Raw genomic sequence first — 21332 nt, forward strand, 5'->3', positions numbered from 1 at the left:
TGCGAATGACTGGCGGAGCGCCGAAATAATTGGTTCGGATTCGAGCATCGTGAAACGGATCGAAACGACGACGAACCGTCGGGAGGTGTGATGGAAGCACGGGGTAGAGCCGTGGGAGGGCATTGCCGAAAGCGGTGAGGGCACGCGACCGCGAACCGCCGCCGCTCACCGCTCCTGGTTGTAGCCGTGGCCGACGTAGAGGGCCACCACGTTGAGCGCGAGGAGGGCGAGGAACGTCAGCGTGGCGGTGGCGGTGCCGAGCCCCTGCGCGAGCAAGGGCACGTGGACGAACGGGAGGGCGATGGCGATCCAGAACGAGAGGAACTGGGCCGGCCGCTTGACCGATCGGGCGAGCCGGCTGCGGTGTCCCTCGCGCTGTCGCTCCGCCTCAGGGTTCGACGGTGCGATCGAGTCGTTCGAGAGCGGGGAGTGGTTGGACATTGGTCGACGATTCACCTCGTCGTATTCACGACATTCACTGTAGACATCATATAATGGGCTGAATATTGCCCTGGTTTCGGCCCGTTTTACCCCGGTAATCGACCCAAATCGACGTTTCGAAACCGGGTTAGAAACAGTTAGACGTTTTATAATCACATCTGGTGCCGTAACCGTATTTGACCATCGAGACGAGGTCAGAATGTGTCGTCCCGTACTGTCGAGACGTAGACGGGTCCGGCGAGCGGAATCCCCTTGTACCGTCGGCCGTATCGATACGGCATGAGCGATCGAACGGCGACCGTGATGCGCGAGACCGCCGAGACGGCGATCGACTGTACCGTGACGATCGACGGCAGCGGCGAGGCGGCGGTCGAGACGGGGGTCGGGTTCTTCGATCACATGCTGACTTCGCTGGCCAAACACGGCCTGTTCGACCTCGAACTCGAGTGTGACGGCGACCTCGAGATCGACGACCACCACACGGTCGAGGACTGCGCGATCGTCATCGGGGAGGCGATCGACGAGGCGCTCGGCGATCGATCGGGCATCGTCCGCTACGCCGATCGGCGGGTTCCCCTCGACGAGGCGGTGGCGAGTGCGGTGGTCGACGTCAGCGGACGCCCGCGTTTTTACTTCGACGGCGAGTTCTCGCAGGACCGGATCGGTGAGTTCACCAGCGACATGGCGCGTCACTTCGCCGAATCGCTCGCGATGAACGCCGGACTGACCCTGCACCTCGCGGTCGAGGGCGAGAACGCCCACCACGAGGTCGAGGCGCTGTTCAAGGCGCTGGCCCGGACCCTCGACGACGCGACGCGGATCGACGAGCGCCGGGAGGGGACGCCGAGTACGAAGGGCGCGCTCTGACGGTCAGGCACGCCGGAGGAGTCGCCCGTCCTCCGCGAACTCCCCGTTCTCGATCGCTCTATCGAGTATTTCCTCCACCTCGTGGTTCTCGAGGTCGTACGCGCCGGCGGCGAGCGACTCGACGGCGTCGCGTTCCATCGGGAACTCGCGGTTGCGAAGCAGGCGAACGACCTTGGCGTAGGCCTTCGGGGCCCGGTTCCGCGTCGCGGCCGTCGCCGCCGCGCCGGATTTGTCGTTCCGATCGGCACCCGTCTCGGCGCCGTCCTCGTCCGATGTCTCGACATCGATTCCGTCCGATTCGGTCGCAGCGGAGTCGGTAGCCGTTCCGTCCGGTTCGTCGGCGGTAGTGTCGGGACTCGTCTTCTCGTGGTCCAGTTCGGTGGCAGCGTCGGCAGACGACCCGTCGTCGGTTTCGGCGGGAGTGGCGTCGGCCCCGGACTCGCTCGCCGACGTCTCGCTCGTCTCGGAGTCGTGCTCGCGATCGGTCGCGCCGGTCACGTCGTGTTCGACGGTGATTCCCTCGATCGATCGGCGCTCGTCCGGGTCCGCCACTGCGGCGGCGTCGGCGGTGGCCTCGGTGGAGCGATCGCTGCGCTCGGGATCGGCGTCGACCGCGTCCGACACGGTCCCGTTCGGACTGCTCGAGCGCCCGCGGGTCGCGGTCGAGCCGTCGGCGGTCGCGACGCCGGTTCCCGATCCGGCTGCGTCGGGCCCGTCACCGACGGTCCCGTCGGCACCGAGCCGATCGAGCAGTGGTTCCAGCAGCGTCTCGAGTCGGTTCGAGCAGTCGGTACAGAGGACCACGCGTCGTTGCTCGGCGTCGGTCGGATCGAGTTCCGGCGGCACGACCTCGAACGTGCCGACGGCCTCCGCCTCACAGAAGTCACAGCTCCGGAGTGCGCGCATAGACGAGGAGTATCAGGGGCGAGGCTAAAAAGCTCCGTCAGACGGCCACACCGTCCGGGCGGTCGGCAGTGCCGTCGCGTCCCGGACCACCGGACATTATATTCAGGCCCGCGTACATCCGCCAGCGAATGTTCGACGAGATCATGGAGAAGTTCGAAGGGTCGCCGAGCCAGCAGGCGGTCATCCGCCTGTTGCTCGAGCGGGGCTTCTCCGTCAACGACGACGGGCGCGTGGTATCCGGCGGCATCGAGATTCCGAACACGGGAATCGCCCGGGAGATCGACGTCGATCGACGGGTCGTCGACTCGACGACCGACGCAATCCTCGAGGATCCCGAACTGCGGCGGATCTTCCAGAACATCTCCCAGGTGCCGAGCCTGATGGACCTCGCACCGGTGCTCGACCTGACCGTGCTGTCGATCGCGGTCGACGACGCGGAACAGGAGGGGATCGTCTCCCAGGTTACCGGCACGCTCGCCGACAACGGCATCTCGATCCGCCAGACGATCAGCGAGGACCCCGAGTTCACCGACGAGCCGCGGCTCTACCTCGTCACCGACGAGGACCTGCCCGGCGAGGTGATCACCCAGCTTCGGGACCTGGAGTTCGTCCGCAAGATCGAACTGCAGTGACGACTGGCTCGAGCACCGCGGGGACCGATCGGCTCATACGGACCGCTGGCACTGTGTACCGGCGCACCCGCGGCCCGCCATGCGGGTACGCCGGAACTGACTGACAGGAGTCCGTATCAGGCGTCGATCGCCACGTCGTGGTCCACGAGAACGGTCTCGAGCGCGCTCGTCAGCTCCTCGAACCGCTCGATCGACATCGGGTCCGTCGTCACCCAGACGCCGTGCTCGCCGCGGATGACCCGCGTCAGGTAGCCGTTCTCGAACAGTCGAATCGTCGCCCGGTAATCGCCGAGTTGCGTATTGCGGTAGGCCGACTGGGAGCGAAAGCCGAGCCGTTCGTGGTCGGCGAAGCCGACGAGGTCTGCCGTCTGCTCCAGGTCAGAGCGGAGATACAGCTGTTCGATCGCGTCTTCGGTGAAGTACGTGATGCTTCGCAGTTCGTCGCCGACCGTCGTGCGACAGGTGCTACGGAGTTCGTCCGCGAACGCCGGATCGATCGCGTTACCGTCCATGCCAACAGAAACCACACCATCGCTAATAGCATCGGGGGTTCCGGGAGTACTCGCCACGGAGGATCGGCGGGACCGATGGGCTCTTTTCGCCGGCTGGAGTAGCGCCGCCATGGAGGATCCACGGGACGACGGGGTGAAACCGTGAGCGAGACCTACCGGACCGTCGCGGCGTCGGCGACCGCGCAGTTCGTCGTGCAGGGCTCGGAGTTCATCGGCCACGTCCATCCCGTCGACTCGGTCGCGGACGCGGAGGCGTTCGTCGACGCCATCGCGGCGGAGTACGACGACGCCACGCACAACGTCCCGGCCTACCGGGTCCGGGTCGACGGCGACATGCTCCGGGAGTACTCGAGCGACGCGGGCGAACCGACCGGCTCCGCCGGGAAGCCGGCGCTGAACGTGCTCACCCAGCAGGAGATCGAGAACTGCGCGGTCGTCGTCACGCGCTACTACGGCGGGACGAACCTCGGCGTCGGCGGCCTCGTCAGGGCCTACTCCCGGGCGGTCAAGGAGGCCGTCGAGGCGGCCGGCGTCGTCGAGGAGCGCCCGCACGAGCGCGTCTCGATCACCGTCGCGTACGACGACTCCGGGACTGTGCGGAGTATCCTGGAGAGCGAGGGCTACGAGTTCGAGGCCGAGTACGAGGCCGAGGTGTTCTTCGACGTGCGCGTCCCGGTCGCGGCGGCCGACGACCTCCGCGATCGGCTTCGCAGCGCGACGAGCGGCCGGGTCGACCTCGAGTGAGCGTCAACCCGACGCGACCCCGCGGGAATCGACGTTCGAGAGCCGACGTTCGATCGTCTCGAGCGCCGCCTCCGGGTCCGCCAGTTCCTCCCGGTCGAACCGGACGTCGAACAGGCCCCGATCGAGGACGAGTTCCCCCTCGCGGAGCCGAACCCGATCGATCGTCTCCCACGGGACCAGCGAGCGGGTGTACGGCCGTCGTTTGACGAGGCCGGCGTCGTGAACGCGGATCTCGGTGGTGGATCCCGCACCGACCTGCCAGCGTCCCTCCTCGACGGCGCTGATCACCCAGAACACGGCAACGAACAGCCAGCCACCGGCGAGTACCCAGTCACCGCTGAAAGCGTTTCCGACGGCCAGAAAGAGAAACAGCGCGATTATCGCGGCGTCGAGTTTGTGCGCGTTCGGCGGCGTCCATCGCCACGCCGCGATCGGTTCGTCGGCCGTGACGCGCTCGACGTACCGGGACTGGGCCACTCTCGCGAGGACGTAGCCCGTGAGCGAGAGGGCGGCTGCCGTCCCGAGCGCGACGGTGGCGGCCGCGTCACCGATCGGCCCCCACCACGAGGCCGCGACGAGCGCGCCGAACGGTAGTACGGGCAGGATCGGGAGGAAACGGCGTCGCGCGGTTCGACCGAGTCGCGCCGGAAGCACGCGGTCGCGGCTCGCGATGACAGCGCCGAGGACCGCTCCGAACAGGAGTCCGCCCACGTACGTGCTCGCGAGGACGGTCACCGACGGGGGACGCGGACCGATCGGGGTCGACGCGAGGAGCGTGATCGACACGACTCCGGCGAAGAGCAGGCCACCGTAGAGAGCGGCGGCGAATCGAAGCACCCGGTCCGGGTCGTCGGATTCGTCGGGATCGGCGATCGACGGCGCGTCGGTCTGCGCTGGCACAGATGTCCGTACGCTGACGGGTGCGAAAAGGATACCGGACGGCCGCAACCGAGGTCAGGCGTCTCCCGGAACCGCCGTCCCGACGTCGGCACCGTTGGCCACGCGTCGGTTACGGGTGGAGAAGCCAACGAGGATCGCCAGGCCGGCGGCCCGGAGCGGGGCCGTGATCAGGGTGATCGTCAGGGCCGAGGGGATGCCGGCCAGCGCGAGGACGGCCTCGACGAGGAGCAGGGGGATCTCCGGCACCATCAGCAGGATCGAGGCGATCGAGTACGCGATCCGTTCCCTTCCCGAGACGGACGCGTACTGATAGCCGATGATCGTCACGCCCAGCGCGTAGACGCCGAGGAACATCCCGAGCACGGGGATCACGACTTCCGGGATGAAGAATCCGACGTCGGCGACGTCGCCCGGTCTGATGACCTCGCCGTCACGGAGCAGGAGGATGCCCGGCGAGAAGACGAACGCGAACGGCACCAGGATCTTGTTCAGCGAGAGCAGGAACGCGATCGACGCGGTCTTGAGTTCCTCGGCCTTGGCGACGCCCGCGCCGGCGAAGGCGGCGACGGCGACCGGCGGCGTGACGTCCGCCATCAGCCCGAAGTAGAGCACGAAGAGGTGCGCGGCGAGGGCCGCGATACCGGCGTCGCGAAGCGGGGTCTCGAGCATCGCGATCAGGATGATGTACATGGCGGTCGTCGGCATCCCCATCCCGAAGATGATCGAGGCGACGCCCGTCAGCGAGAGCAGGACCAGCATCGAACCACCGCTGACAGTGTCGATGAGCGCCGCGAGGTTCGGCCCGAGTCCGGTGACGCTGATGACCCCCGGCACGACGCCGGCGGCGGCGACGGCGACGACGACCGTCGTCGCGGTTCGTGCGCCGGAGTCCATGGACTGCAGAATGAACGAGAGGAACCGGTAGGCCGTGTTGTCCGCCGCCTGCGGCCGGCCGATCGCCGACGCGGTTCGCCGGGCGCTTTCGTCGACGTCGTCGTCGAACTCGAGCAGGGACCCGTCCGAATCGGGACGGACCAGCAGGAACGCGGCGCTGACGAGGATCACGATCGTGCCGAGGTCCGCGGCCGCGGCGGACGCGGCGGCCCCGATCGAGTACGCCTCGGTCGCCACGTCGGCACCGACCGCCGATCGGATCGCGCCCGCGAGGCCGGTCCCGGCGACCGCGTAGGCCCCGATCTGAGCGAGGAAGACGGCGGCGATCGTCCCGAGCAGGGGGACGCGGGTGTGCTCGTCGTAAGCCGCGACGAGCGCGATCAGCGCGACGATAGCGACGATCGTGTACCAGCCCGACCGGCCGATCGAGAGGCGAGCGACGATGAGGTAGTACAGCAGGAGGACGATCGGGACCAGATAGAACCAGCCCTCGCGGAAGCGAGCGCGAAGGTCGGGAAGTTGGTCCCGCGGAAGGCCGCCGATGCCGCCCCGGACAGCCTCGAAGTGGACCATAATCCACATTCCGAAGAAGAACGCGATCGCGGGCAGGGTGGCGGCGACGATGACGTCGCCGTAGGGAATCCCGAGGAACTCGACGATCAGGAACGCGGCGGCACCCATCACCGGCGGGAGCATCTGGCCGCCCGAGGAGGCCGACGACTCGACCGCACCGGAGAACTCGGGCGTGTAGCCCGAGCGCTTCATCAGCGGAATCGTGAACGCGCCGGTCGTGACGGTGTTGGCGATCGACGACCCCGAGAGCATCCCCATGAAGCCGCTCGAGACGACGCTCGCCTTGGCGGGACCGCCTTTCTTCGTCCCGGTCAGCGAGTACGCGAGGTCGATGAACCACTTGCCCGCGCCGCTCATCTCGAGGAACGCCCCGAAGAGGATGAAAATGTAAATGAACCGGACGCTGACGGTGACAGGCGTGCTCATGACCCCCGCCTCGACCGTGTACCAGAGGTTGAAGACGATGCTCCCCCAGGTGGCCTCCTGGATCGCCAGCGCGCCGATCACCGAATCGCGGGGAACGAAGTAGCCCCACCGTGCGTAGACGATGAAGAACGCGACCAGCGACATGAGCAGCGGACCGAGCGTTCGGCGGGTCGCCTCGAGCACCAGCAGAATGCCGAGGACGCCGAGCAAGAAGGCGTAGGAGATCTCGTCGAGCGGAATGCCGATCGCGGCGAGCGCCATCACGATCGGCTCTAAGAACGGATAGACCTCCTGGATCGGCCGCGCCGCCTGGATCCCGAAGAGGGGAATACTCTGGATCTCCTCTCTGAATTCGGTCACGATGTAGAGCGGCGGCAGGAGCGAGAGGACGATCAGGACGGCGTCGACGGGCGTGACGCGGCTGAGTTCGCGATCGACGAACGCCCAGCGGACGCCGTCGCCGAGCCGTCCGACGACCCGCGTCGCGGCGCTGTCCGGCCCGAACCGCCGGCGAACGGTGGGTTCGATCGCGCCGAGTCGGCGGGCAATGAACCCGTCGCCTCGGGTTCCCGGAAACAGCAGGAACGCGAGAACCAGCGCGAACGTCACGTGGATCGCGTTGACCTGCAGTTGCTGGAGCTGCACGGGTTCGATCTCTCCGACGATCGGCAACGGCAGCCCCAGCGAGGGGCCGACCTCGCCGACGATCGGGAGCGTCGCCCCGAACGTCCGGCCGCGGGCAGCGAGCCACAGCTGGAACGCCGAGAAGGCGATCGCGACCAGGGCGACGAGAACGGCCGTCGATCCGCCGTGCGTCCGGCGACGTTCGACCTCCTGGAGAATTTCTTCCTGTTCTTCGTCCGAGAGTGTGTCCGTATCGGGCGTGTCTACGCTCATGGCTGTCAGGAGTGAATAGCAGTCGACTTCGCGTGTATCGGCTCGGACCGATGGTCGATCGAGAGCAGGTCCGAGAGCCGATCGGTCGGGCCCCGCTCGGTCACCGAGATAGTCACTGACCCGTCAGTGAGCGCGACCAGATCGTAGCGGTCGTCGCCGACGACGAGTTCGTGACCGGGGATCGGTCTCGGCGCGACGGTGAATTGGTCGTACGATTCGTTCAGCGGGAGCACGAACCCCTCGTCGGTCCGCTCGATCGGCGCGTCGGACGGCAGTCCGGCCCCGTGAGAGTGGAAGATCATCCGGTCCATTCGAAGCTCCGTCCCGTCGACGACGTAGATGTCCTCGACCGTCGTCTTCTCCACGCTGTGAGTATAGCGGAGCGTCACTTCGGTGCGGTTCTCGATCGGCCGTTCGAGCAGTCGGTCCCCCGACTCGGCGTCGGCGACGACGAGGGTTCGATCCGCCGACGCGGTCGCGACCGCGGCCGCCGCGGCTGCCGTTGCTACCAGAAGGGCCAGCACGGCGACGACGAGCTGCCGGCGAGATGGTCGGAACACGATCCAGAAGGTGGACTGGTCCGGGGGTTAGTTGAAGTACGCGTCCGCACCCGGGTGCAGGTCGATCGGCATGCCGTCCTGTGCCGAGTCGACGTCGATGAAGTCCGCCTTCTGGGTGATGTCGCCGGTGTTCTCGAAGATGGCTTCGGTCACTGCCTCGACGACGCCATCGTCGACGCCGTCGTGCGTGGCGATCATCGCCTGGACGGAGACGGTCTCGACGTCCTCGTCGACGCCGTCGTAGGTACCGGACGGGATCGTGTCGTCGGCGAACCACTCGGCGTCGCCCTTGATGTCCTCGCGAATGTCACCGGAGACTTCGACCATGGAGATGTCCGACGTCGTCGCGAGTTCGTCGATGGAACCGACCGGCCAGCCGCCGACGACGAAGGCCGCGTCGACGTCGCCGTCGCGGATCTGGTCGGCCGCCGTCGCGAAGTCGGCGGTCTGTTCGTCGAAGTCACCTTCCTCGATACCGGCCGAGGAGAGGATCTGCAGGGCGTTGACCTGCGTCCCGCTGCCGGCGTCGCCGGTGTTGACCGTCGCGCCCTCGAGGTCCTCGACGCTCTCGATGCCCGAATCGGCCTGGGTGATGACGTGGATCGTCTCGGGGTACAGCGTCGCGACGCCCCGGATGTTCTCCATCGCGTTCCCTTCGAAGTCTTCGAGGCCGGTTCCGTTGACCGCGAAGTACGCGATGTCGTTCTGGATCATCGCGAAGTCGGCCTCCTCGCGGGTGAGACTGCCGACGTTCGCGACGCTCGCGCCCGTCGACTGCACCTGCAGGCTGTACTCCGTGTTGTCCTCGACGATGGTCTTGAAGTTGTTCGACAGCGGGTAGTACGTGCCGCCGGTTCCGCCGGCGTGCCACGAGAGGGTCTCGCCACTGCCGGAACCTCCGTTATCGTCGTCTTCGTCCTCGTCCTCGGCGTCCTCACCGATACAACCGGCCAGACCGGCGATTCCAGCAGCCCCACTCAGCGCAACGAACTGGCGCCTCTTGATATGACGAACCATGCCTGCACTATACTGCCCAACTTATTAATAGTCCTTCGATCTTCAATCGCGTTCGGAAATTTCCTGACATATGTGTAAAAAATACGAACCAGAAATATCAATTATATGTTATTATGGGCAGAGGACGATCGCCGTACGGCGGATACGATCGTCAGGCAGTTCGGCACGTCCCACGACTCGGACGGCAGAATAATTCGTCGTGCGACACAGAGTGGGCGTATGGACCGAATCCAGGCGGCTGACTACCACGACATTGCCCGCGTCGCGGATCCACGGCTCTCCCCCGACGACGAACGAGTCGCGTTCGTCCGCACTCTCCCCGACGACGACGAAACGCACGAGGCAACGATCGACGTCGTCCCCCTCGGCGGCGACGAACCCAGACAGTTCACCGCGAGCGAGGGGGTCGATAGCCACCCGCGCTGGCACCCCGACGGCGACTGGCTCGCGTTCGCGAGCACCCGCGGCGAGGAGAACGATCGCCAGCAGCTCTACCTGCTCCCCACCGACGGCGGCGAGGCGCGACAGGTCACGGCCGTCGTCGGGGGCATCGGAGACCTCGCGTGGAGTCCGGACGGCTCCCGGCTGCTGTTCACCCAGGCGGTAACGGCAGACGATCGGGAGGCCGGACGCGACCGCGCGGTCGATCCCGAGTTCGAGCGCGAGGAACCCGATCCGCGCGTGATCGATCGACTGGTCTACCGCGCCGACACGGAGTACTTCGACGGCCGCCGCAGTCACGTCTACACCATAGACGTCGAATCGGCGCTCGACGGCGACGTCGCGACCGATCCCGAGGACGCCGCCGTGACGCGGCTCACAGACGGCGACGCCGACCACGTCGCGCCCGCCTGGGGCGACGGCGAGACCGTCTACTACGCGAGCAAGGCCGGCGATCGCCCCGACGACTCGATCAGGTACGACCTGTACGCGCACGACATAGAGAGCGGGACGGCCGAACCGGTCACGCAGACGACGGGGATGCTGGGCCCCGGATCGATCGACGCGACCGCGGACGGCCGCGTGGCCTACCTGTACACGCCAGAAGAGAAGTTTACCCTCCGCCAAACCGAGATCGCCGTCTACGACCGCGATCGCGGCGAGGAAGTGGTGCCGACCGAGCCGCTGGACAGGACGTTCGGCTACAACGGCAGCTTCGAGTGGGGGCCCGACGAGGAACTGCTCTACTTCAGCACGCCGGACGAGGGCTCGAAGGTCGTCCACGCGGTCCCCGGCGACGCGAGCGCCGACCCGACGACCGTATACGGCGACGGCATCACTGTCGAAGGCTTCTCGGTCGGCCGGAACGCGATCGCGTACGTCCAGAGCGAGTGGGATCATCCCGGCGACGTCTTCGCCACGACCCGCGGGGGCAACGAGGCGACCCGGCTGAGCCGCGTCAACGACGACTACCTCACCGATCGGGCGGTCGCCCAGCCGGAGGAGGTGCGGTTCGAGAACGACGGGACGGAGATCCAGGGCTGGCTCCTCAGACCGCCCGAGTTCGATCCCGACGAGACGTACCCGCTCGTCGTCGAGATCCACGGCGGGCCACACGCCCAGTGGACGACCGCAGGGACGATGTGGCACGAGTTCCAGACCCTCGCCGCGCGGGGCTACGTCGTCTTCTGGTGTAATCCGCGCGGCTCGACGGGCTACGGCGAGGACCACGCGATGGCGATCGAACGCGACTGGGGCGCGGTGACGCTCTCGGACGTCCTCGCGGGCGTCGACGCCGTCTGCGAGCGCGAGTACGTCGACACGGACGAGCAGTTCGTCACCGGCGGAAGCTTCGGCGGCTTCATGACCGCGTGGGCGGTCACGCAGACCGATCGGTTCCGGGCGGCCGTCGCCCAGCGCGGCGTCTACGATCTCACGGGCTTTTACGGCTCGACGGACGCGTTCAAGCTCGTCGAGGGCGATTTCGGCACGACGCCGTGGGACGAGCCCCAGTTCCTCTGGGAGCGCTCGCCCGTCGCACGCGTCCCGGAGGTCGACACCCCGACGCTCGTCGTCCACTCGGATCGGGACTACCGGACGCCCGCGAACACCGCCGAACTGTTCTACCTCGGACTGCAGAAACACGGCGTCGAGACCCGCATGGTGCGCTACCCCCGCGAGGGTCACGAACTGTCGCGGTCCGGCGAACCGGCCCACGTCGTCGATCGCATCGAACGCATCGCCCGCTGGTTCGACGGCTACTCCGACCACCACGACGCGCCGCCCGCGCTCGAACGCGATCGGAACGACGGTCTCTCGAGCGGGGACGACGCCGACGCGGACCAGGGCGAGGACAGGACGTAAGTGATCCCCCTACCCGATCGGCCGAGAACCGCGACGCCGGCTCAGGTCGTCCGGAACGCCCGATCGCCGGCGTCGCCCAGGCCGGGCACGATGAAGCCGTCGTCGTCGAGGTGGTCGTCGATCGAGACCGTCAGGAGGTCGGCCTGCGGGACGGCCTCGCCGACCCGGAGCAGTCCCTCCGGGGCCGAGACGGCCGAGAGTACGATCAGGTTCTCCGGTTCGGCCGCGGCGCTCTCGACGACGTGATCGAGCACGGTACACATCGTACTCCCCGTCGCGAGCATCGGATCGGCGACGATCACCGTATCCTCCTCGTGGATCTCGGGCAGTTTCACGTAGTCGACCGTGATCGGGAACGACCCGTCCTCGGCGCGCCCGGCCTCCTCGTCGCGACTCGCGCTGATGACCCCCTGCCTGGCGCGCGGGAACGCCTTCAACAGTCCCTCGACGAACGGCGTCGCGGCGCGCAGGACGTTGATGATGACCACGTCGTCCAGCCCGCGGACGCGCTCGCCCATCGTCGGTTCCAGGGGCGTCTCGATCTCGACGTACTCGGTCTCCATCCGGCCGTCGATGATCTCGTAGCCACAGATCCGCCCGAGTTTGACCAGCCCTTTCCGGAAGCTGACCTGCTCGGTCTCGACGTCTCGGAGCCGTGAGAGCGTATCTTTCGCCAGTGCGTGCGTGACGAGATAGGCGTTGTCCCGATCTTCGATCGTCATACTCGAATACGGATTCGCCGGGTAGTTCATCGTATCGGTCCGGCGCGAGCGGCGATACCGTGCTGACAGAACGACGATCGGGGTCGCGATCCGACCGGTCACAGGTCGAACCGCGGATCGCCCCGTTCCGATCGCGCTCAACGCGACGTTACCCCCTCGACGCGATCTGATCGCCGGACGGCGCGGCCCGAATCGTCCCTCGAAAGTCCGGATTAGGGGACGAAAACGGTCGTAACGGTGCGGTCGCTTTACTCGGCGATCGATCGACCGTCACGGTAGCGGTCAGGTGACTCCATGACACAGCATCAGCACCAGCCACGGCAGGGACGGTACCAGCGACAGGGACGCCAGTCGGCCAGCCCACAGATAGCCGATGCGATGGGCGGGAGCGGTCACAGCGCGGGTGGGCAACGGACGGAGAGCCAACGGCGGTCCGAGCGGACGAGCGAGCGGCAGATAGGGAGCCAGCGGACCGGCGGACGGCAGCTGACCGAGCAGATGGGGCGCCAGGAGACCGGGAGCCGGGACCGATCGTTCGAGGACCACATGACCGACGAACTGCGCATCGTCCTCGAGGACTTCAGCGAACTCTCACACGTCGCCGCCTGGTGTGCCACGGAGTGTGCATCCGGCCCGCCGGAACTCGGGACCTGCGCCCGGGTCTGCCAGGACGTCGCCGAAATCGCCGCCCTCAACGAGATGCTGATCGCCCGCGACTCGATGTTCGGCCCCGACGTCGCGGACATGTTCATCCGCGTCGCGGCCGAGGGCCTGCCGGAACTCCGCCGGTACCAGCACCATCCACACGTCGCCGAGACGATCGCGACGATCGAGCGAACGATGACGTCGTGCGAGACCGGCCTCCGGCAGGTCGGACGGGGCGCCCAGATGGGCGGCGAGGGAATGCAGGGACTGCCCGAGCAGGGACGGCACGGCCAGGGAATGAGCGGCCAGCCGACGGGCCGATCGGAGATGACGGGACAGCAATACTGATCGCACGTTGCAGGGGTAGCAACGAAGTTTATACCGATCCATCTCCTACCACCCGCCCAGCCGAATGGAAGAGAGCATCTCGGGATTCAAGGTTCGCGGTGACTGGGGCGACGTCGTCGAGCACGGCGAACGCATCACGCAGGCGCTCCGGGACGCCGGGGTCCACGACCCCAACCGGACGAACGGCGCCGACTTCGCACCCGCCTTCGAGGAGTGGGAGGAGTGGCGACCGCGCGCCCACGAGACCCTCGATTCGGACGTCAGCGAGAAGACCGCCGACCAGGCGAGCGTCGAAGAGGGGAAAGGCGAGAAAGCCGGGAAAGAGCCCGACGAGGACATCAAGACCGCCGGTGAGAAGCTGTCGGAGTCGTACGAACGGCTCGAGGAGGACGATCCGGAAGCCGCGGTCGGCACCTGGAAGGAGTCGGTCAACTACGTCGCGCGGGCGGCCGACTCCGCCAGCCGCAAGGCGCTCCGCCGGGTCGAGGACACGGTCTACCAGAACGTGATGACCCAGCTCGCGCCGTACTATTTCGACAACGAACTCGTCAGCGCCAACATCCAGCAGTCGACCCGCAACGGCGACGACGGCGAGCAGTTCGTCTTCGAGGTCAACGTCAACGACGACACCCTGAAAGAGGACGTCTCCGATCGACTCGCCGAACTCGACGAGGAGATCGACCGCTGGCACGTCGAGGTCGAGAAGGACACGGACGCCGCCGAAGCGATCGAGGGTGCCGAACCGCCGCCGGAACCGGAAGACCAGTCGAAGTCGACGACGAACTGACGGTGCGGCCGATCGCTACTGGGCCTCGCTCGCCGCCTCCTCGGCGGTCCCTTGCTGACGGCCGTCAGCCTGGCCCAGACCGGGGACCGCGACGCGTCGCTCGACGCGGCTCATGACGTTCGTCGCCGAGAGGACGAGTCCGAGATAGACGAGCCCGAGCAGGACGTAGATCGGCGTGTACTCGAACGTCGACGACGCGATATCGCTGGCGCGGTAGTACAGCTCCGGCACCGTGATGAAGCCCGCCAGCGAGGAGTACTTGATCAGATAGACGAGTTCGTTGGTCCAGGCCGGAATCCCGTAGCGCAGCGTCTGCGGCAGGACGACGTACCGGATCCCCTCGAGCTTCGAGAGTCCGATCGCCCGCGCGGCGGTCAACTGCCCCTCGTCGACGCTCTCCAAGGCGCCGCGGATGTACTCGGCCTGATACGCGGAGCCGTTGATGGTGAAGCCGACGATGGCGATCCAGAAGGCGTACTCGGGGACGAAGCCCCGACCGACGAGGTCGACGTCGCTGAGCCGGACCGCCAGGTAGGGCGTGTAGTAGAGGACGAACAGCTGCGCCAACAGCGGCGTCCCCCGGATCAGTTCGGTGTAGGCGAGCGCGAGCCACCGGAACGGGCCGCCGTAGACGCGCACCACGGCGACCGGGACGGCGATGACGAGTCCGAGCGCGATGCTGGCGATCGTCAGGACGATCGTGTACCACGCGCCCGCCGCCAGCGCGGGCGCGATCTCGATCGCCAGCGCGACGCCGTTCAGCAGGCTCGCGAGCCAGTCCATCGGCACGGCGATCGGACCGATCACCGCCACCGTGTCCTCGAACGGTGCCGCCAACGACTCGAGGGGCGCCGGCGAGACGAACTGCTCGCCGGCACCCGGCCCGACGCCCAGTCGGCTGATTACCCAGTCGTAGAGCCAGCGCACGAGTAGCCAGCCCCAGAAGAGAACGCCGGTGACGACCGCGAGACCGCTTTCGAGGTCGTCGACCGAGCCGCGGAGTCGCTCGAGGCCCGGCGCCTTCGACGTGCTCATCGAACGGTCGCCTCCATTTGCGTCGGGTTCGGTGTCGCGTCGTCAGTCATGACGGATGCTCTGGAAGAACGCGGCCGTTCGATCGTGCGTCGGGTTCTCGAAGAGTTCCTCCGGCGGCCCGCGCTCGACGAGCCGTCCGTCAGCGAGAAACGAGATATTGGTCGCGCCGCCGCGGGCGAAGCGCATCTCGTGGGTGACGACGACCATCGTCATCCCCTCGGCGACGAGTTCGTCCATCACGGCCAGCACCTCGTTGCTCAGTTCGGGGTCGAGCGCGCTCGTCGGCTCGTCGAACAGCATCACTTCGGGGTCCATCGCGAGCGCACGGGCGATGCCGACGCGCTGTTTCTGCCCGCCCGACAGCTGTGCCGGATAGGAGTCGGCCTGATCGGCGAGCCCGACCCGATCGAGTTCGGCGTCGGCGCGGTCCCGGGCTTCCGCCGTGCTCATCCCGCGGACCCTGCGGAGGCCGAGCGTGACGTTCTTCCGCGCGGTCAGGTGCGCGAACAGGTTGATGTCCTGGAACACCATTCCGATCTGCTGGCGGACCTCGTTGGGGTCGGTGTCCGGCGCGGTCACCTCCAGATCGCCGAGGTAGATTTCGCCGCTGTCGACCTCGGTGAGTTGGTTGAGACACCGCAACAGCGTCGACTTGCCGCTGCCGCTCGGTCCGACCAGCACCTCGACGTCGCCGCGGTCGATCTCGAGGTCGATCCCCTTCAACACCTCCTCGTCGCCGTAGGACTTGCGGAGATCGTCGATTCGGAGTAACGGACCGTCCGCCGTCTGCATCGTTGTGCGTTCGGTGCCGCCGGAGCCGTCGGTTCGATACTCGGTCACGAGGATTCACCCGGAATTGCAAAGCGGTTGTTCACGAAGTCGAGCGTCCGATTCGTCGTGAAGGTCAGCACGAAGTAGATCAGGCTGATGAAGACGATGACCTCGAGGATCGCGGTAGTCTGCTCGATGAACAGGTCCTCACTGCGCTTGAGGAGTTCGCCGAGTCCGATCGCGAAGGCGATCGAGGTGTCCTTGAGGACGATCGTGAACTCGTTTTGAAAGCCCGGCACGCTGCGGCGCAGCGCCTGGGGGACGATCACGTATCGGATCGCCTCGAGCCGGCTCATGCCGATCGAGCGGGCGGCCTCCATCTGGCCCTCGTCGATGCTCTGTAACGCGCCGCGGAAGATCTGCGACTGGTAGGCGGCGCTGCGAAAGCCGAGGGCGAGCGTCGCCGCGACGAACGCGCCGGGAACGTCGACTGCCGCGGTGAACGGCGTCGGTCCGAGGACGAAATCGAGCGCACCGAACAGCGCTTCGACCGCGGCGTGGACGATCTCGTACGGCAACACGAAGAACGTGACGAGCATGATGACGAGAATCGGCGTCCCCCGCAGCAGGACGCCGAACTTTCGGACGAACGACCGCGAGTAGCCGCTCCCGTAGGTCTCGATCGCGCCGGCCGGAAAGCCCGCGAGGAATCCGAGCAGAATGCTGGTGACCGTCAGGAGAACCGAGACGACCGCTCCCCACAGCAGGTAGTCGGCGTTGCGGGAGACGAACTCCCAGTCCTCGCCGAGCAGCCGGCCGACCGTCTCCTCACCGATCGGCAGGAGTTGCCCGACTGGAAGCGTCACTGCGGCGTCTGCCGTCTGTACTGCGAGATCCATTGCCGATCAGCTTACTCGTCGAACCACTTTCGCGTGATCTCTTCGTACTCGCCCGACTCCTGGACGGCCGCGATCCCCTCGTTGAGCGCCTCCCGGAGGTCGTCGGCGTCCTGTCGGACCCCGAGACCGTACTCCTCGCCGGTCTCGAACGTGAAGGCGATCTCGACCTCGCGGTTCGCCTCGAACGACTCGGCGACGGGCTGGTCGATGACGATGGCTTCGATCCTCCCCTGCTCTAACTCTTCGACGGCGTAGACGTAGTTTTCGTACGATCGGTAGTCCGGGTCTTCGACCTCGTCCTCGATGATTCCCTCGCCCGTCGTTCCCGACTGCGCGCCGACCGTTCGGCCCGCGAGGTCGTCGAGGTCCGAGGGCTGGAAGCCGCCACCCGTCTGGACGAGCACCGACTGATCGGCGCTGTAGTAGGGGTCGGTGAACGCGATCTGCTCTCTGCGCTCGTCGTTGATCGTCATTGCCGCCGCGATCACGTCGATGTTGCCGTTGTTGAGCGCCTGAATCAGCGTATCGAACTCGAATTCCTCCCAGCTAGTCAGTTCGTAGTCGGTCTCGTCGACGACCGCCTCCAGATGGTCGACGTCGAATCCGACCAGTTCGCCGTCTTCGTTCATCTCGAACGGCCGGAAACCGGGCGCCGTTCCCGCGACGATCTGGTTGTCGTCACCGTCGCCACCATCGCCACCGTCTCCGTCGTCTCCGCCGTCTCCATCGCCATCGCCGGTATCTTCGAGACAGCCGGCCAGTCCGACCGTGCCGATTCCCGCGACCCCACTCAGCTTCAGGTAACTCCGCCTGTCGATCGAGTTCGAGCGTTCGCTCATGGTTGCTACTGCCACGGATAGCCCTTAGTCCTTAAGATCCCTTCGTTAGTGCGTGGACGCGCCGAACGCACGACGTCGATTCGAGCCGAACTCGCGATCCACCGCGCCGTCGCCGGCACCCGCAGGTCGGCACACACTTGTAGGCGCATCGGTAAGAGCCCGGTAGATGGTCGAGATCGCGACGGTTGGGACGTTTCTGGTCGCCGCGATCGCCAGCCTCTTTATGGCCTGGGCGATCGGCGCCGGATCGAGCGGATCGACGCCGTTCGCCCCTGCGGTCGGCGCCAACGCGATCTCCGTGATGCGGGCCGGCTTCCTGGTCGGATTGCTGGGCTTCGCCGGCGCGGTGCTCCAGGGCGCGAACGTCTCCGAAGCCGTCGGCGCCGAGTTGATCGGCGGGGTCACGCTCTCGCCGATGGCCGCGACGATCGCGCTTTCCATCGCGGCCGTCCTGGTCGCGTTCGGCGTCTTCGCGGGGTATCCGATAGCGACGGCGTTCACCGTCACCGGCGCGGTCATCGGCGTCGGACTGGCCATGGGCGGCGATCCCGCGTGGCCGAAGTACACCGAAATCGCCACCCTGTGGATCCTGACGCCGTTCGTCGGGGGCGGTCTCGCCTACACGATCGCCCGGACGCTCCGTGCCGAACCGATCGCCGAGGAGGCGCTCATCGTCGTGCTCGCGGCCTTCGTCGGCGCGCTCGTCGCCAACCTCGAGTTCGCGATCCTCGGCCCGGAGGAGGCCGGCGGCGCATCGATCGCCCAGGTGGCCGGTGGCTGGCTCCCCGGACCGACGGTCGCCGGTATCGCCGCCGCGACAGTCGTGATCGCGGCCGCCTGGGCGCTCGCGATCGGCGTCGATCTCCGCCAGGGCACCGAACGGGGAGAGCGACACTTCCTGCTCGTCCTCGGTGGCCTGGTCGCGTTCTCCGCCGGCGGGAGCCAGGTCGGACTGGCGGTCGGTCCGCTGATCCCGCTGTCGGGCGACCTCGGGTTGCCGCTCTCCGCCCTGTTGCTCGGCGGCGGGTTCGGTCTCCTGCTCGGCTCCTGGACCGGCGCCCCGCGGATGATCAAGGCGATCTCGCAGGACTACTCCTCGCTCGGCCCGCGGCGATCGATCGCCGCGCTCATCCCGTCGTTCATCATCGCCCAGACCGCCGTCCTCTACGGCATCCCCGTCTCGTTCAACGAGATCATCGTCAGCGCGATCATCGGGAGCGGCTACGCCGCGGCCGGGTCCGGCGGCGGCGTCAGCGGCCGCAAGATGGGCTATACGGTGCTCGCGTGGATCGGCTCGCTCGCCGGCTCGATCGTCGTCTCCTACGTCGGCTTCCGCGTCGTCTTCTCGGTGCTGGGTTGAGTCGGCTGGATTGCACCACCAGTACGACTCATCGTCGCCCCCGTCGACACCAGTTACAGATCCGCGTTCGATCTCTCAGCGTCCGATCCCGCTCTGCATATCGAACCGCCTTTACAGCAACGCTACCCAGATCGGGTATGGACGACTCCGAACCGATCAGTTGGCGGCGGGACGCCACGACCTCCCGGACGGTCCGCGTCCTGTGGTCGCTCGGCGTCGGCACCTTCTTCGCCGCTATCGGGATCATCGTCTTCTGGCGCATCTTCGAGTTGACAGGGCAGATCGGCGGCCAGTCGATCGTCGTCGCCGTCGCGATCGCGATCGTGGCCACCATCCTCGCGCTCGCCGCCTCCGATCGGACCGAACAGCACGTCGAGGCGCTCGGTCGGCGACTGCCGATCACCACTCCAGCGGACGAGCGACTCGACCGGGCGATGGACGCCGCGATCGGCGCGATCGTCATGATGGCGGTCATGGGCACGCTGATAGTGGCCGGCAGAATCGTCTCCCAGCGGGACCTCCTCGCGGTCGGGGCCGGCCCGTTCACGGGCCTGGCCGCGCTGACGATCCCGCTCGCGCTCGTCGCGATCGTGCTGGCGGTGTTCCTCAAATCCGTCGGCACCTTCGATCCCGAGGACGAAGCGATCTACCTCTACGATCCCGACCAGGCGATCGACCTCGACGTGATCCGGGACGCGTCGATCCGGCAGGTCGGCGACACCGCGATCGTGAAATTCGAGTACGACCAGCCCGACGGCCAGTACGTTCAGGGGCCGCGCCGCCTGACGATGCCGCCGGCCGTCGCTCGCGAGGTACAGGCGCTGGTCCGATCGAAGTCCTCACCCGCGCGGTAACGACACGATCGCGCGTTACTGTTCGCCTTCCGCTTCGAGGTCGTCTACTTCGTTGGGTTCCTGCTCGAGTTTCCGCAGGCGAGCTTTCATGATTCGGGTGTTCTCGACGTCCTCGACGGTGATCCGGACGCCGTCGAACTCGATCTCCTCACCCTCCTCGACGAGGCGGCCCGCGCGGTTGAAGATGAAGCCGGCGATCGTCTCGAACTCCTCGCCCTCGGGCAGGTCGATGTCGAGCGCCTCGTTGACGTCCTCGATGTTGACCTCGCCCCGGACGAGGACGGTGTCGGGGTCGATATCCTCGATCGGCTGTTCCTCGCCGCCCTCCAGGATCTCGCCGATGATCTCCTCGACCATGTCCTCCATCGTCACCAGCCCCTCGGTGGTGCCGAACTCGTCGATGACGATCGCCATGTGCATCCGGTTCTCCCGCATCTCGGTCAGCAGTTCGTCGACGTTCTTCGACTCGGGGACGTGGAGCGTCGGCTGGATGAGATCCGCGAGTTCGAGGCTCTCGACTTCGGTCTCGCCGTAGTTGAGGTCGCGCACGAGGTCGCGGATGTGGACGATCCCGAGGACGTTGTCGAGGCTCCCCTCGTAGACGGGAATCCGCGCGTGGCCGCTCTGGATACAGGTCTCGATCGCCTCGTCGATGTCGGCGTCTTTCGGCACCGCGGTCATGTCCAGCCGGGGGGTCATCACCTCCTTGACGATCGTGTTGTTGAACCGGAAGATGCGGGTGAGCATCTCGTGTTCCTCCTCCTCGAGGACGCCCTCGCGCTCCCCGGACTCGATCATCTCCTGGATCTCGTCGCGGGTGACGTACGGCGACTCGATCGCCCCGGTCGAGCCCGTGAGCCGGTTGACCTGCCGGGTGAGGTAGTCGAAGAGGACGATCAGCGGGAACAGCAGGTACTCCGTGGCTTTCAGCGGCTTCGAGATGCGAACGGCCCAGGACTCGGTGTTCTCGACGGCGTAGGATTTGGGGACGCTCTCACCGAACAGGAGGACGAGGGCGGTGATCCCGAACGTCGCCAGTAACACGCCGACCAGTCCGCCGAAGTAGATCGACAGGATGGCCGTCGCGATCGAGGACATCGCGATGTTGACGATGTTGTTGCCGACGAGGATCGTCACGAGCAGGCGGTGTGGATCGTCCTTGAGGACTTTCACCAGTTCTGCTCCCTCGGTACCCTCCTCGACCATCCCCTCGAGACGGTGTTTGGGGAGGTTGAACATCGCGATCTCGGACGAGGAGAAGAACGCGGAGAGACCGATGAGGACCACGACGGCCAGCACGCCGAGGATCGTCACCGTCGACTGATCGAACTCGAGACCCACGACTGGGACATCGTAAGCGGCGAGCACGACTTCGAACAGCGGAGACAACGCCATTGAT

General features: G+C 66.7%; 21 protein-coding genes. 8 read left to right on the forward strand and 13 right to left on the reverse strand.

Annotated elements, in window-relative coordinates:
- Positions 1-165: 165 nt before the first annotated feature.
- Positions 166-441: a DUF8028 family protein gene (locus MUN73_RS02550; RefSeq protein WP_250138881.1), complete on the reverse strand. Its 276-nt coding sequence runs from the start codon at positions 439-441 to the stop codon at positions 166-168.
- Between the two features lie 279 nt (positions 442-720).
- Here MUN73_RS02550 and hisB point away from each other — a divergent pair, with 279 nt between their 5' ends.
- A complete protein-coding gene (hisB, locus tag MUN73_RS02555) occupies positions 721-1308 on the forward strand; it encodes an imidazoleglycerol-phosphate dehydratase HisB (protein WP_250138882.1) in 588 nt (195 codons plus the stop codon).
- A 3-nt stretch (positions 1309-1311) separates the two neighbouring features.
- On the opposite strand, the gene MUN73_RS02560 is transcribed toward hisB, so the two are convergent.
- Positions 1312-2214 carry a hypothetical protein gene (locus MUN73_RS02560; RefSeq protein ID WP_250138883.1) on the reverse strand — a complete coding sequence of 301 codons (903 nt, stop codon included), beginning with the start codon at positions 2212-2214 and terminating at the stop codon, positions 1312-1314.
- Between the two features lie 128 nt (positions 2215-2342).
- Between MUN73_RS02560 and trpY the strand changes: the two genes are divergently transcribed.
- On the forward strand, positions 2343-2846 hold the full coding sequence (trpY, locus tag MUN73_RS02565; protein WP_250138884.1) for a TrpY family transcription regulator: 504 nt from the start codon (positions 2343-2345) through the stop codon (positions 2844-2846).
- Positions 2847-2962: 116 nt separating this feature from the next.
- Here trpY and MUN73_RS02570 read toward each other — a convergent pair whose 3' ends face one another.
- On the reverse strand, positions 2963-3358 hold the full coding sequence (locus tag MUN73_RS02570) for a DUF7522 family protein (protein WP_250138885.1): 396 nt from the start codon (positions 3356-3358) through the stop codon (positions 2963-2965).
- 141 nt (positions 3359-3499) lie between these two features.
- Here MUN73_RS02570 and MUN73_RS02575 point away from each other — a divergent pair, with 141 nt between their 5' ends.
- On the forward strand, positions 3500-4102 hold the full coding sequence (locus MUN73_RS02575; protein ID WP_250138886.1) for an IMPACT family protein: 603 nt from the start codon (positions 3500-3502) through the stop codon (positions 4100-4102).
- A gap of 3 nt (positions 4103-4105) precedes the next feature.
- Here the strand turns inward: MUN73_RS02575 and MUN73_RS02580 are convergent, their stop codons facing one another.
- Genes MUN73_RS02580 through MUN73_RS02595 form a run of 4 tightly spaced genes read right to left on the reverse strand, consistent with a single transcriptional unit; the run spans position 4106 to position 9369 of the window.
- A complete protein-coding gene (locus tag MUN73_RS02580; protein ID WP_250138887.1) occupies positions 4106-5002 on the reverse strand; it encodes a hypothetical protein in 897 nt (298 codons plus the stop codon).
- 54 nt (positions 5003-5056) lie between these two features.
- Positions 5057-7792, reverse strand: coding sequence for a TRAP transporter permease (locus tag MUN73_RS02585; RefSeq protein WP_250138888.1), 2736 nt, complete (start codon positions 7790-7792; stop codon positions 5057-5059).
- A gap of 5 nt (positions 7793-7797) precedes the next feature.
- Complete coding sequence (locus MUN73_RS02590) at positions 7798-8352, reverse strand: DUF1850 domain-containing protein (RefSeq protein ID WP_250138889.1); 555 nt, start codon at positions 8350-8352, stop codon at positions 7798-7800.
- A gap of 27 nt (positions 8353-8379) precedes the next feature.
- A complete protein-coding gene (locus MUN73_RS02595; RefSeq protein ID WP_250138890.1) occupies positions 8380-9369 on the reverse strand; it encodes a TAXI family TRAP transporter solute-binding subunit in 990 nt (329 codons plus the stop codon).
- 219 nt (positions 9370-9588) lie between these two features.
- Between MUN73_RS02595 and MUN73_RS02600 the strand changes: the two genes are divergently transcribed.
- A complete protein-coding gene (locus tag MUN73_RS02600) occupies positions 9589-11673 on the forward strand; it encodes a S9 family peptidase (RefSeq protein WP_250138891.1) in 2085 nt (694 codons plus the stop codon).
- A 41-nt stretch (positions 11674-11714) separates the two neighbouring features.
- Here the strand turns inward: MUN73_RS02600 and upp are convergent, their stop codons facing one another.
- Positions 11715-12395: a uracil phosphoribosyltransferase gene (gene upp / locus MUN73_RS02605; protein WP_250138892.1), complete on the reverse strand. Its 681-nt coding sequence runs from the start codon at positions 12393-12395 to the stop codon at positions 11715-11717.
- Between the two features lie 294 nt (positions 12396-12689).
- Between upp and MUN73_RS02610 the strand changes: the two genes are divergently transcribed.
- Positions 12690-13388 (forward strand): hypothetical protein, encoded by a 699-nt coding sequence (locus MUN73_RS02610; RefSeq protein ID WP_250138893.1) that lies wholly within the window; start codon positions 12690-12692, stop codon positions 13386-13388.
- A gap of 64 nt (positions 13389-13452) precedes the next feature.
- Positions 13453-14175 carry a DUF5828 family protein gene (locus MUN73_RS02615; RefSeq protein WP_250138894.1) on the forward strand — a complete coding sequence of 241 codons (723 nt, stop codon included), beginning with the start codon at positions 13453-13455 and terminating at the stop codon, positions 14173-14175.
- 15 nt (positions 14176-14190) lie between these two features.
- On the opposite strand, the gene MUN73_RS02620 is transcribed toward MUN73_RS02615, so the two are convergent.
- The 4 genes from MUN73_RS02620 to MUN73_RS02635 are packed head-to-tail and all read right to left on the reverse strand — an operon-like array spanning position 14191 to position 17719.
- Positions 14191-15210 carry an amino acid ABC transporter permease gene (locus MUN73_RS02620; protein ID WP_250138895.1) on the reverse strand — a complete coding sequence of 340 codons (1020 nt, stop codon included), beginning with the start codon at positions 15208-15210 and terminating at the stop codon, positions 14191-14193.
- A 42-nt stretch (positions 15211-15252) separates the two neighbouring features.
- Positions 15253-16002 carry an amino acid ABC transporter ATP-binding protein gene (locus MUN73_RS02625; protein ID WP_250139600.1) on the reverse strand — a complete coding sequence of 250 codons (750 nt, stop codon included), beginning with the start codon at positions 16000-16002 and terminating at the stop codon, positions 15253-15255.
- A gap of 44 nt (positions 16003-16046) precedes the next feature.
- The gene (locus MUN73_RS02630; RefSeq protein ID WP_250138896.1) at positions 16047-16880 is read right to left on the reverse strand and encodes an amino acid ABC transporter permease; all 834 of its coding nucleotides are present in this window, start codon (positions 16878-16880) and stop codon (positions 16047-16049) included.
- An 11-nt stretch (positions 16881-16891) separates the two neighbouring features.
- Complete coding sequence (locus tag MUN73_RS02635; protein WP_250138897.1) at positions 16892-17719, reverse strand: basic amino acid ABC transporter substrate-binding protein; 828 nt, start codon at positions 17717-17719, stop codon at positions 16892-16894.
- 166 nt (positions 17720-17885) lie between these two features.
- On the opposite strand from MUN73_RS02635, the gene MUN73_RS02640 reads away from it, so the two are divergent.
- Positions 17886-19079 carry an inorganic phosphate transporter gene (locus tag MUN73_RS02640; protein WP_250138898.1) on the forward strand — a complete coding sequence of 398 codons (1194 nt, stop codon included), beginning with the start codon at positions 17886-17888 and terminating at the stop codon, positions 19077-19079.
- 137 nt (positions 19080-19216) lie between these two features.
- Positions 19217-19933, forward strand: coding sequence for a hypothetical protein (locus tag MUN73_RS02645; RefSeq protein ID WP_250138899.1), 717 nt, complete (start codon positions 19217-19219; stop codon positions 19931-19933).
- Positions 19934-19948: 15 nt separating this feature from the next.
- Here MUN73_RS02645 and MUN73_RS02650 read toward each other — a convergent pair whose 3' ends face one another.
- Positions 19949-21328, reverse strand: coding sequence for a hemolysin family protein (locus tag MUN73_RS02650; protein WP_250138900.1), 1380 nt, complete (start codon positions 21326-21328; stop codon positions 19949-19951).
- Positions 21329-21332 lie beyond the last annotated feature (4 nt).

Origin of the sequence: Halosolutus amylolyticus (assembly GCF_023566055.1) — an archaeon.
GTDB classification, from domain to species: Archaea; Halobacteriota; Halobacteria; order Halobacteriales; family Natrialbaceae; genus Halosolutus; species Halosolutus amylolyticus.

Bases quoted from the DNA above. Each gene is read 5' to 3' on its own strand.
- MUN73_RS02550 (WP_250138881.1), bottom strand. From the start codon at position 441: ATGTCCAACCACTCCCCGCTCTCGAACGACTCGATCGCACCGTCGAAC.
- hisB (WP_250138882.1), top strand. From the start codon at position 721: ATGAGCGATCGAACGGCGACCGTGATGCGCGAGACCGCCGAGACGGCG.
- MUN73_RS02560 (WP_250138883.1), bottom strand. From the start codon at position 2,214: ATGCGCGCACTCCGGAGCTGTGACTTCTGTGAGGCGGAGGCCGTCGGC.
- trpY (WP_250138884.1), top strand. From the start codon at position 2,343: ATGTTCGACGAGATCATGGAGAAGTTCGAAGGGTCGCCGAGCCAGCAG.
- MUN73_RS02570 (WP_250138885.1), bottom strand. From the start codon at position 3,358: ATGGACGGTAACGCGATCGATCCGGCGTTCGCGGACGAACTCCGTAGC.
- MUN73_RS02585 (WP_250138888.1), bottom strand. From the start codon at position 7,792: ATGAGCGTAGACACGCCCGATACGGACACACTCTCGGACGAAGAACAG.
- MUN73_RS02595 (WP_250138890.1), bottom strand. From the start codon at position 9,369: ATGGTTCGTCATATCAAGAGGCGCCAGTTCGTTGCGCTGAGTGGGGCT.
- MUN73_RS02600 (WP_250138891.1), top strand. From the start codon at position 9,589: ATGGACCGAATCCAGGCGGCTGACTACCACGACATTGCCCGCGTCGCG.
- upp (WP_250138892.1), bottom strand. From the start codon at position 12,395: ATGACGATCGAAGATCGGGACAACGCCTATCTCGTCACGCACGCACTG.
- MUN73_RS02610 (WP_250138893.1), top strand. From the start codon at position 12,690: ATGACACAGCATCAGCACCAGCCACGGCAGGGACGGTACCAGCGACAG.
- MUN73_RS02615 (WP_250138894.1), top strand. From the start codon at position 13,453: ATGGAAGAGAGCATCTCGGGATTCAAGGTTCGCGGTGACTGGGGCGAC.
- MUN73_RS02620 (WP_250138895.1), bottom strand. From the start codon at position 15,210: ATGAGCACGTCGAAGGCGCCGGGCCTCGAGCGACTCCGCGGCTCGGTC.
- MUN73_RS02625 (WP_250139600.1), bottom strand. From the start codon at position 16,002: ATGCAGACGGCGGACGGTCCGTTACTCCGAATCGACGATCTCCGCAAG.
- MUN73_RS02630 (WP_250138896.1), bottom strand. From the start codon at position 16,880: ATGGATCTCGCAGTACAGACGGCAGACGCCGCAGTGACGCTTCCAGTC.
- MUN73_RS02635 (WP_250138897.1), bottom strand. From the start codon at position 17,719: ATGAGCGAACGCTCGAACTCGATCGACAGGCGGAGTTACCTGAAGCTG.
- MUN73_RS02640 (WP_250138898.1), top strand. From the start codon at position 17,886: ATGGTCGAGATCGCGACGGTTGGGACGTTTCTGGTCGCCGCGATCGCC.
- MUN73_RS02645 (WP_250138899.1), top strand. From the start codon at position 19,217: ATGGACGACTCCGAACCGATCAGTTGGCGGCGGGACGCCACGACCTCC.
- MUN73_RS02650 (WP_250138900.1), bottom strand. From the start codon at position 21,328: ATGGCGTTGTCTCCGCTGTTCGAAGTCGTGCTCGCCGCTTACGATGTC.